This is a genomic window from Dolichospermum sp. UHCC 0352 (assembly GCF_009711925.1).
Taxonomy (GTDB): Bacteria; Cyanobacteriota; Cyanobacteriia; order Cyanobacteriales; family Nostocaceae; genus Dolichospermum; species Dolichospermum lemmermannii.
This window is the reverse complement of the sequence record NZ_VIKY01000072.1, coordinates 1-10,208: the sequence shown is the minus strand read 5'-3', so window position 1 is coordinate 10,208 and position 10,208 is coordinate 1. Positions and strand designations below refer to the sequence as shown.

The window sequence follows — 10,208 nt, the reverse complement described above, 5'->3', positions numbered from 1 at the left end:
TTCTCCAAATGCTTCGCCCGTACAGTTGTTAGTTGTTAATAAAAAAGTAATCACCAAATTCCGAGATTTTTTATTCTAAATTTTCCGAGAAATTGACTTTTTTATATAATTGCTTCAAAGATAATTCTACATTAATTGATGACAAATTTATCAGAGCATCTTCAGTTTCATACTCTGTCAAAATCCATTGATTTTCCGAAGTTTTCACATACTGCATTACATAATATTTAGTTTGGTCAATTAAAATATATTCTTTAAATTCAGGAATTGAGCGATAATAAAGAAACTTATCACCACGGTCATAATCTTTTGTTGATTTAGATAAAACTTCCACAATTAACACAGGATTAGTAACTATTGTAGTATTCGCACTGTAATAAACAGGCTGACCTTCAATTACCATCACATCAGGATAAGTAAATTCTCGATAGCGTGGTATCCACAATTTCACATCACCAATATAAATTTCATAGTCTAAATCATTTAACGCCACATTCAAGCCAGTTGCTAAATTTAACGCCAGTTTATTATGATTTGTTGTTCCACCAGTCATAGATATAATTTCTCCATCTCGATATTCATTCTTATAATCAGCTTTTTCTTCTAATTCTAAATATTCTTCTGGAGTATAGTAAGCCGTAACTACTTTGATTTCTTGGGTAGTAGTTTGTAGTTTCATCGTTCTATTTAGTAATAGTTACTAATTGAATTTTACTTGATTTTGAATAGTGTAAATTTCTGACAAAGACCACATATAACCAGTAGTCCTGAATCTTTCTAAAGTTTCCAAATATAGCATATTTTGGGCAAATGAGGTACAAATTTTCATCATAAAGCTTTGCACCTCAAGCGTTTTACCGCTGACAGCTTCGGTAATTACTGACGGGGTTTCTTCTTGGAAACCTTTAATACAGGTAAAGGATCAGCCGAAGACTGAGGAGGTAAATAATATTGAGCAACAGGCTCTTCTGGTAAAGCCGGACGTTGCTGCATTCGCCATAATTTAAAGACGAGAGCTATTCCAACTGTTCCTAAACCAAAGATGAAAAGTGACCAACTATCATCCAAACCACCAATGATAGCATCTATTGTTCCCGCTGTTATCAATACACTAATGATCGGTTCTTTGCGGTAGGCTGACTTTAAAAAACGAGGTAATACAGCATTCATCACAGCTTACTTAGTTCCACTTAGAGTTTTTGTATAAACTTACTCAGAATATTCCAACTACAATTCGTCTATTTGATTAGAGGCAAATAATAGCACAAATAATTGTAATTTCCTTTGCCGAAAAAGGGAGTACGGTAATTAACACCCTAGAAGTAATTGCTTTGAGGATCATCACAATTATTTCCATTGTACTAGGACTGACGCACGAAATTAATTTAGCGAAACAGACTGTGAGGACAAAAATCAACTGAAAACTAATGTAGAGACATTCCATGGAACATCTCTAAACCTAAATTCATGCTTTAGTAAACTATGCCACGCAAGTTATCAGTAACGCCAGATTAGAAGTTTACTTCAAACCGAGCCATGCAATTACACCTTGATTGGTAGCATATTCGATTATCACCATTAAAACAAAGCCAATCATAGCCGCTCTGCCATTTAAACGCTCGGCATATTCATTAAAACCAAACTTAGGTTGTTCTAATTTAGGGGTAATAGTTGGTTGTTGTTGTGTCATAATCAGTGATTCCTTTCTTGATAATTGGCAAACAAAAATTTACAGGGATTTTTCAAGTAAATTGTCGGAGATGGTCGTCGGTACTTAACAATTTTTAATTATTCTTTATCTATTGTAAGAAACCTGGCGAATTAGTCAAGGTGTAGCGTGAGGGAGACTAAAAAATTTTGGATTTTGAATTACTGAATACGGAAATAATCAGCTAGGTACTGGCACGCTAAAGTGAAACAATAAAATATAAGAGGTTATCAATGGAAATTGGTGTTCCCAAGGAAACTAAAGATCAAGAATTTCGGGTAGGTTTAAGTCCTTCCAGTGTTCGGGTATTACGAGAAAATGGTAATAATATTTTTGTAGAAAGTAAAGCTGGTACGGTTGCGGGATTTACTGATGAAGACTACCGTAATGCTGGAGCAGAAATTGTAGATAAAGCCGATGCTGCTTGGAATCGGGAGTTAGTTGTTAAGGTAAAAGAGCCTTTAATAAGCGAGTATAAATTCTTGCAGAAAGGACAATTATTATTTACTTATTTACATTTAGCTGCAAATCGTCAACTAACAGAACATTTAATTGATTGTGGCACTTGTGCGATCGCTTATGAAACCGTAGAACAACCAGGAGTAAATAAACTCCCCTTACTCACCCCCATGAGTATTGTTGCTGGTCGGTTAGCCGTACAATTTGGCGCAAGATTCCTAGAAAGTCAACAAGGAGGAAGAGGCGTACTTTTAGGAGGTATCCCCGGAGTCAAAGCCGGTAAAGTCGTGATTTTAGGTGGTGGTGTAGTCGGTACAGAAGCCGCAAAAATCGCCGTCGGTATGGGTGCAATGGTGCAAATATTAGATGTCAACGTGGAACGCCTATCTTACCTAGAAACCCTCTTTGGTTCGAGAGTAGAACTACTTTACAGCAATTCCGCCCATATTGAAGCCGCAGTCAAAGAAGCCGATTTACTGATTGGTGCAGTTTTAATTCCTGGTAAAAAAGCCCCCATTCTAGTATCTCGTGCATTAGTTAAACAAATGCGTCCTGGTTCAGTGATTGTTGATGTCGCTGTAGATCAAGGTGGCTGCGTGGAAACATTACACCCCACATCTCACACCAAACCAGTATACATTGATGAGGGAGTAGTGCATTATGGCGTTCCTAATATGCCAGGAGCAGTTCCTTGGACATCCACACAAGCCCTCAATAACAGCACCTTACCCTATACTGTCCAGTTAGCAAACCTGGGACTTAAAGCTTTAGAAATTAACCCAGCCTTAGCAAAAGGTTTAAACGTCCAAAATCATCGGCTTGTACATCCTGCTGTCCAAGAAGTCTTCCCCGATTTAGTTGAGTAAATCAAGTAAATATATATAACCAATATGGGCGGAAGTCAATCCGCCCTCTTCCTTTGCGTCTTTGCTCCTTTGTATCTTTGCGCGAAACAAAAATTATTTCACCATAGATAAAATAATCCCCACCAGCGAACCAAGAATTAGCACGATACCGCTGAGAGAACTAATTGCAAAACCAGGACCGCGTTTTTCAGCAGCTTGATAATATCCCCAAGCATAAGCAATTCTTCCTACTATCCAAGCTGCACCGAGAGCAGAACCCCAAATAGGACTAACGTAAATAGAAAACAACCATAAAGCCGGAATAAATAAAGCTAGTTGTTCCAAGGTATTTTGTTGTACCCTTAGCACTCTTTCAAAATCGAGGTTTCCTGTAGTTTGCGGTACGGGGACTTGATATTTAGCTCTGGCTATACCAACATTAATTGTGACTACAAAGTATAGTATAAGTGCGGAAACAGTTACTAAACTAGGATAAGGAGACATAAACTTGAGTAAAATGGGAAAATAACGTTATTTACAAAATATTATAGGTTACAGGTGATTAAGTGACAGGTGAGAATTTAATCAATTACCAACCAGCAATGATAGAAACATTAGAACCATTAATTGAATTAAGAGGTATTTCTAAAACTTTTGGCAAGAACAAGGTTTTGGATAATATAGATTTGAAAATATATCGAGGCCAAGCATTAGGGATTATTGGACCATCAGGAACTGGTAAATCAACGGTTTTGCGGATTATAGCCGGATTATTAAAACCCGATGAGGGAGAAATTTATATTCAAGGAGTACAACGAAAAGGTTTAATAGAAGATGCTGCTGACCCTGTGGGGATTGGGATGGTATTTCAGCAAGCGGCCTTATTCGACTCCTTGACAGTCGAAGAGAACATTGGATTTCTACTTTATCAACATTCTCGACTCAAGCGATCGCATATTCGGGAATTAGTCAATCAAAAACTAGAATTGGTAGGACTAGCAGATATTAGTCACCTTTACCCGTCAGAACTTTCTGGAGGAATGCGAAAAAGAGTCAGTTTTGCCCGTGCTATTATGTCCAATCCTCAACGTCCTACAGATAGTCCAGAGGTTTTATTATACGATGAACCTACAGCCGGATTAGATCCCATTGCCTCAACGGTAATTGAGGACTTAATCCGTGACTTACAACATACACAAGGAGTCTGTAGTACCTACTCCATTGTGACTCACCAAGATAGTACAATTCGGCGGACATCGGATCAAATAGTCTTTCTTTATCAAGGAAAAGTGCAATGGCAAGGTACAGTAGTTGCCTTAGATCACACAGAAAATCCCTTAATTAGACAATTTATGAGTGGAAGTGTACATGGACCCATTCAAGTAGCTGGTTAAGTACCAAATCAAATAAAATTGCTGAGTTTAACGCTATCAGTGGAGGAATAAATGCGAGGTCTAATTAGCAGCTTCACATCTGCACGTACATGGAGAGAAGGTTCTGTAGGATTGTTGCTCCTGCTAGGGTTAGGCGCATTTGGAGTAATTTTACTGTGGTTGAATAGAATCACCCCCGGCCAAACTTCTTATCAAGCAACTATCGAATTTGCTAACGCGGGGGGAATGCAAAAAGGTTCAGCAGTGCGTTTTCGGGGTGTGAAAGTGGGGACTATCACCAATGTTAAACCCGGCTCAAATGCGATTGATGTCGAAATTCAAATTAACTCCCCTGATTTAATAATTCCCAGTAATTCGATCATTGAAGCCAATCAAAGTGGATTAATTAGCGAAAATATTATTGACATTACACCAAAAGGAGATTTACCTGGGAAGGTAACCGCTAAACCCCTAGATAAAGACTGTAATTCTAGCTTGATTATTTGTAATGGTTCTCGCTTAAAAGGGATAATTGGGATCAGTGTGGATGAACTGATGCGACAATCAACTATTTTTGCGGCTCAGTACAGTAACGAAAAGTTCTATAAAAATGTGAATCGTACGTTAGAAACCTCGGCTAATGCTGCTGCTAATATCGCTGATTTGACGAAGGATTTGCAAGGTTTGAGCAAAACCTTCAAAGGACAAATAGGTGTATTTTCAGATACAGCAGCTACATTACAACGTTCGACAGTCCAATTAACTGCAACCACAACCAAAACAGCGAATCAATTAGGCGAAACATCTAAAGACTTTAGTACAACAGCCAAGCAAGCAAGTCGCTTACTAACAAATTTAGATAATCTCATCACTACTAATCGTTCTTCTTTAGTTGGTACTTTGAATAGTATGACGGAAACCAGTAACCAACTTAGGCAAACAATTACCAGTTTATCACCGGCGATTAACCGCTTAACCCAAGGAAAATTATTAAATAACCTAGAAACCCTATCTGCAAATGCAGCCGAAGCTTCTGCGAATTTAAAAGATGCTTCTAAAACTTTAAATGATCCAAAAAACATTGTTTTACTGCAACAAACTTTAGATGCAGCTAGAGCAACATTTGAAAATACCCAAAAAATTACCGCTGATTTAGATGAATTAACAGGCGATCCTAAGTTCCGTCAAAATATGCTGCGATTGGTAAATGGTCTGAGTAAATTAGTTTCTTCTAGCAAAGACATCCAGGAAAAAACCAAGGTAGCTGTAACTCTAGATTCTCTCAAAGCTGATGCTAATCGCCCAAAGGTAGTAATTACCGCACCCGTTCCCCAAAAACAAGTATCGGTAGTTGAGCAAAGTCGAAACTTAGTAATTACTCCCCCACCCAAAACCCTGGAGAAAGTAGAAATAACCACCCAACCTATCTCCGAACCACCCAATTCATCCCAAGAACAACTCCTCCAACAACTCCGAGATTATCGAGAACAGGGGACAGGGGACAGGGAGTAGGGGAAGTGGGGGAAGTGGGGGAAGTGGGGGAAGTGGGGGAAGTGGGGGAAGTGGGGGAGGTAGGGGAGGTAGGGGAGGTAGGGGAAGTAGGGGAAAATCTAAAATCTAAAATCCAAAATCCAAAATCGTCTGAGTGGAGTGTTACTCGGCGGTTGCGGGTGTCTCAGCAGGGGGGGTATACGTCGAATTATTATATTAATGGTGTGGCTTGTACTTTGACTGAGTTACATGAGGATTTGGAGGAGTTACGGATTTATCCTGAAGGGTATAATGTAGTATTGCAAGGGGATGTTACCAGCATCATTTCCATGAATGCGCGGGAACGTCGGGAAATTATTGATGAGTTGGCTGGGGTGGCGACTTATGATCGGAAAATTGTCCAGGCTAGGTCTACTTTGGATGAGGTGAAGGATAAGGAGGATAGTTGTCGGATTATTCAGACTGAGTTAAGTATACAATGCGATCGCCTGTCTCAAGATAAGGCTAAGGCGGAAAAGTATCAATTATTGAAAGTTGAATTTATCCAAAAGCAGTCTTGGGAATCTGTATTATCTTGGCGTTCTCTCCAAGCACAGCAAGAAAAGCTAGTTGCACAAGTTCAAGAGGGCGATCGCAATTTCAGTGATTTTACTACTCAGTTAAATACAACTAATTCTCAAATTGATCAAAAAACTACTGAATTAGATCAACTCAATCTCCGGGTAAAGGCTTTGGGGGAAGAGGAACTTCTGTCTGTTCAATCAAATCTCGCTACTCAGGAAGCGGAACGGAAACAACTCCAACGTCAACAACGGGAGTTAGAAACATCTATTCAAGAATCTACAAAGCGATTAAATCAAACTTATCAAGAAATTCAACAATATCAACTTGCTTTAGAGGAAGCTAAGAAAAAACAAAATGTAGAAACGGTAAATGTAACGTCTCTACAAACAGAAAGAGATATAGCCCAACAAAATTTAGAATCTTCTCGTCAAGCTGCTGCGGAAATTGCCTCGGCTTCGGAAGCTTGGGTACAACAACAAACGGCTTTAAATCGGCAAATGGAATCTTTGCTGCATACTCTTGAACCGCAACGCACTGAACAAGCGCAATTACAGGAACGGAATACTCAATTACAACAATTGATTTCTGAACAATCTCAGTTAATTGCGACTTTAGAACCCGAATTAGCCCAAAAACAAGCTGAATGTGCGCGTCTGGAAACGGAATTTAATGCTTCTACTCAACCTATTCAAAATTTAGCTGAAAATCTCGCTGCGACAGAACAAGAGTTACAAATTCAACAAGATACCCAAAAGCGACTTTTACAAGAACAACGAGATAAACAACGTCAATTAGATAAGTTAGAGGCACAAACTCAAGCGCAACAGGAAATACAAGGAACACAAGCAAGTAAGGTGATTTTACAGTCGGAAATGCCCGGTTTATGTGGTTTAGTGGTGCAGTTGGGTAAGGTAGATCCCAAATATCAAACAGCGTTGGAAATGGCTGCGGGTGGACGTTTGGGGCATATTGTGGTTGAAGATGATAGTGTGGCATCTGCGGGCATTGAACTGTTGAAACAAAAACGGGCAGGGAGGGCAACTTTTTTACCTTTAAATAAGATTAAAGTCCCGAAATTTACCCAGGATGCAACTCTGCGTTTAGCTGATGGTTTTGTTAATTATGCGGTAAATTTGGTAGAATGCGATCGCCGTTATCATGATGTATTTGCCTATGTTTTTGGTGCAACGGTAGTATTTGCGACTCTTGCCCAAGCTCGGAAAAATATGGGACTATATCGCATAGTCACCTTACAAGGGGAATTATTAGAAACTAGCGGGGCAATGACTGGGGGTAGTAGTAGTCAACGTTCATCTTTACGCTTTGATAACGGTGAAGCCGGGGAATCTCAGGAAGTCGCTAATTTGAAATCTCGCTTAATAGATATTGACCGGATTTTAGAACGTTGTGGAGAAGCAATTTCTCATTTAGGAACTCGCACTAAAACATTAACTTTAGAATTAACGGAAGCACGTCAAGGACGGAGAGAACAACAATTATATTTAGAACAGTTAAAAAAAGAGATTAAGAGTTTAACAACGCAGTTAGAAAATACTCGTTCTCAACTTTCCCAAAATACCCAAAAATTCACATCTGCACAATCACGGTTAGAAATTTTAAATCGGGAATTACCAGAACAAGAAACTCAATTACAACAATTGCGACATACTTTAGCTGAGTTGGAATCTTCCCAAACCCCTAGCGAATGGCAACAAATCCAAGCTATCATTAAAACCCAAGAACAGGAATTACAACAACGGGAAACAGCGTTAAGAGATGTTCAACAGCAATTAAAAAACTTAGAAAATCAACAACAGCGTTTACAAGAAAAAATAGAAGAATCTCAAACCAGAGTTATTCAATATCAACAAGAAGAAACAACTGGAAAACAGCAACAAGCAACAGTTAATAGTCAAGTTGAAGAATTGAATAATTTGATTACTGCAATTCAGGCTAAATTGGGTCAATTAGAAGAAAATTTAGGAGAAGAAAAGAAAAATCGAGATACAGCAGAAACCGAGTTGCGATCGCTCTTATTGCGTCAACAACAATTACAATGGGAAATTGAGAAACTGCAAGAAACTCAACAAAAACGCCGGGAAGATTTAACAGCACTACAAAACCAATTGCGAGATTTAGGTGCAGAATTACCCAGTCCCCTCCCAGAAGTTCCCAATAAAGTTGATTTAGAAGACTTACAAAAAGAATTGCGGAGTTTAGGTAAACGTTTACAGGCAATGGAACCTGTGAATATGTTAGCTTTGGAAGAATTCGATAAAGTCCAAAGTCGTCTTCAAGAACTTACCGAAAAATTAGAGACTTTGGAAGGGGAACGGACAGAATTATTATTAAGAATTGAAAACTTTACCACCCTCCGTCAAAAAGCATTTAAAGAAGCTTTCGACGCAGTAAACGAAAATTTCCAATCAATCTTTGCTATTCTTTCCGATGGTGACGGTTATTTACAACTAGATAATCCCGAAGATCCTTTTAACAGTGGCTTAAACCTAGTCGCACACCCCAAAGGTAAACCCGTCCAACGGCTTGCTTCTATGTCAGGGGGAGAAAAATCCTTAACTGCATTAAGTTTTATTTTCTCCCTACAACGTTATCGTCCCTCTCCATTTTACGCCTTTGACGAAGTAGATATGTTTTTAGATGGGGCAAATGTGGAACGATTAGCGAGAATGATTAGACAACAGGCGGAACAGGCACAGTTTATAGTTGTGAGTTTGCGCCGTCCGATGATAGAATCAGCACAGCGGACAATTGGTGTAACTCAAGCTAGAGGTGCTTATACTCAAGTTTTGGGTATTAAGTTACAATCATCTGACCACTGCTAAATTTGCTGTAAAGCTTTAATCTCAATCTTTTTAAGGGTTTAATATGTCAAACAAAAATTCTGACGAAATAGCACAAAAAATTGTCCAGCGTTTTGGTGATGCTAAAGTATCTAAACGAGCTTTGAGTGCCCTTATGGCTAATACATTTTCAAAAATGTACTTTATAATTGACAGAGAATGGAAGCAAGGTGAAAAGCTTTACAAGAACATGATTTTAACCTCAATCCGATACTTAGAGGAATGCGGATCAGGCAATTATAATAACATTACGGAAAGTTTACTCGCTATCAACTCTTTACCACTTGTTTGTAAGAAGTCTTCTGATGCTGGCGCTAGTGTAACTGCTGCTATTGCGGCTAATATCAAAGAAACTTATGATGCTTTAGAAACAAATGAAATTTCTGTCATAAGGAAGAGAATAGGAGTTCAGATCTCATTCTTTAGTACAATAGTTGCTGTGTCTAAACAGGAATCATTAATCAGTCAAGAAGAATTAACTACACTTTCGCAGAACATTCCAGCTAATCTTAAGTATATTCTTGATAAATTTGATAGTGGAGAATGGAATGAAAATACGCTCATTCATCAATCTGATTTGGTGTGATCGCTGATCTTGTAGTGCGATCGCTCGTAGGTTAGATTGATAAAGTGCGCTCGTAGGTTAAATTGATAAAGTGCGATAGCGAAGCGCTCCGCAGGAATCGCTTGTAGGTTGGATTGATAAGGTGCGATAGCGAAGCGCTCCGCAGGAATCGCTTGTAGGTTGGATTGATAAAGTGCGATAGCGAAGCGCTCCGCAGGAATCGCTCGTAGGTTAAATTGATCAAGTGCGATCGCTCGTAGGTTAGATAGATAAAGTGCAATCGCTCGTAGGTTAGATTGAGAAAGTGCGATAGCGAAGCGCTCCGCAGGAATCGCTTGTAGG

Annotated in this window: 9 protein-coding genes and 1 pseudogene; 5 read left to right on the top strand and 5 right to left on the bottom strand. The window is 38.9% G+C overall.

The annotated features are described in order from the left end of the window. Positions 1-70: 70 nt before the first annotated feature. The 3 genes from FJR06_RS04910 to FJR06_RS04900 form a co-directional block, all read right to left on the bottom strand. Complete coding sequence (locus FJR06_RS04910; RefSeq protein WP_015083485.1) at positions 71-679, bottom strand: Uma2 family endonuclease; 609 nt, start codon at positions 677-679, stop codon at positions 71-73. A 197-nt stretch (positions 680-876) separates the two neighbouring features. After that, positions 877-1,170 carry a hypothetical protein gene (locus FJR06_RS04905; protein ID WP_015083486.1) on the bottom strand — a complete coding sequence of 98 codons (294 nt, stop codon included), beginning with the start codon at positions 1,168-1,170 and terminating at the stop codon, positions 877-879. Positions 1,171-1,519: 349 nt separating this feature from the next. Further along, a complete protein-coding gene (locus FJR06_RS04900; RefSeq protein ID WP_015083487.1) occupies positions 1,520-1,690 on the bottom strand; it encodes a chlorophyll a/b-binding protein in 171 nt (56 codons plus the stop codon). 251 nt (positions 1,691-1,941) lie between these two features. Between FJR06_RS04900 and ald the strand changes: the two genes are divergently transcribed. Then, positions 1,942-3,033, top strand: a complete 1,092-nt coding sequence (gene ald / locus FJR06_RS04895; RefSeq protein ID WP_015083488.1) for an alanine dehydrogenase — start codon at positions 1,942-1,944, stop codon at positions 3,031-3,033. A 93-nt stretch (positions 3,034-3,126) separates the two neighbouring features. Here ald and FJR06_RS04890 read toward each other — a convergent pair whose 3' ends face one another. Beyond that, positions 3,127-3,516 (bottom strand): MAPEG family protein, encoded by a 390-nt coding sequence (locus FJR06_RS04890; protein ID WP_015083489.1) that lies wholly within the window; start codon positions 3,514-3,516, stop codon positions 3,127-3,129. A gap of 98 nt (positions 3,517-3,614) precedes the next feature. On the opposite strand from FJR06_RS04890, the gene FJR06_RS04885 reads away from it, so the two are divergent. The 4 genes and pseudogenes from FJR06_RS04885 to FJR06_RS04865 all read left to right on the top strand — a co-directional run bounded on the left by FJR06_RS04885 (position 3,615) and on the right by FJR06_RS04865 (position 9,887). Beyond that, the gene (locus FJR06_RS04885) at positions 3,615-4,406 is read left to right on the top strand and encodes an ABC transporter ATP-binding protein (protein ID WP_015083490.1); all 792 of its coding nucleotides are present in this window, start codon (positions 3,615-3,617) and stop codon (positions 4,404-4,406) included. Between the two features lie 51 nt (positions 4,407-4,457). Beyond that, a complete protein-coding gene (locus FJR06_RS04880) occupies positions 4,458-5,897 on the top strand; it encodes an MlaD family protein (protein WP_168650975.1) in 1,440 nt (479 codons plus the stop codon). A 125-nt stretch (positions 5,898-6,022) separates the two neighbouring features. Next, a pseudogene (gene smc, locus FJR06_RS04870) lies at positions 6,023-9,283 on the top strand (chromosome segregation protein SMC); the annotation flags it as partial. A 43-nt stretch (positions 9,284-9,326) separates the two neighbouring features. Further along, positions 9,327-9,887 carry a hypothetical protein gene (locus FJR06_RS04865; protein ID WP_168632938.1) on the top strand — a complete coding sequence of 187 codons (561 nt, stop codon included), beginning with the start codon at positions 9,327-9,329 and terminating at the stop codon, positions 9,885-9,887. Here FJR06_RS04865 and FJR06_RS04860 read toward each other — a convergent pair. Beyond that, positions 9,869-10,208: hypothetical protein (locus tag FJR06_RS04860; RefSeq protein WP_168650972.1), on the bottom strand; the 340-nt coding region annotated here is incomplete at its 5' end. The two genes, FJR06_RS04865 and FJR06_RS04860, sit on opposite strands and share 19 nt — an antisense overlap.

Bases quoted from the DNA above. Each gene is read 5' to 3' on its own strand.
- FJR06_RS04880 (WP_168650975.1), top strand. From the start codon at position 4,458: ATGCGAGGTCTAATTAGCAGCTTCACATCTGCACGTACATGGAGAGAA.
- FJR06_RS04865 (WP_168632938.1), top strand. From the start codon at position 9,327: ATGTCAAACAAAAATTCTGACGAAATAGCACAAAAAATTGTCCAGCGT.
- FJR06_RS04905 (WP_015083486.1), bottom strand. From the start codon at position 1,170: ATGAATGCTGTATTACCTCGTTTTTTAAAGTCAGCCTACCGCAAAGAA.
- FJR06_RS04885 (WP_015083490.1), top strand. From the start codon at position 3,615: ATGATAGAAACATTAGAACCATTAATTGAATTAAGAGGTATTTCTAAA.
- FJR06_RS04890 (WP_015083489.1), bottom strand. From the start codon at position 3,516: ATGTCTCCTTATCCTAGTTTAGTAACTGTTTCCGCACTTATACTATAC.
- FJR06_RS04900 (WP_015083487.1), bottom strand. From the start codon at position 1,690: ATGACACAACAACAACCAACTATTACCCCTAAATTAGAACAACCTAAG.
- FJR06_RS04910 (WP_015083485.1), bottom strand. From the start codon at position 679: ATGAAACTACAAACTACTACCCAAGAAATCAAAGTAGTTACGGCTTAC.
- ald (WP_015083488.1), top strand. From the start codon at position 1,942: ATGGAAATTGGTGTTCCCAAGGAAACTAAAGATCAAGAATTTCGGGTA.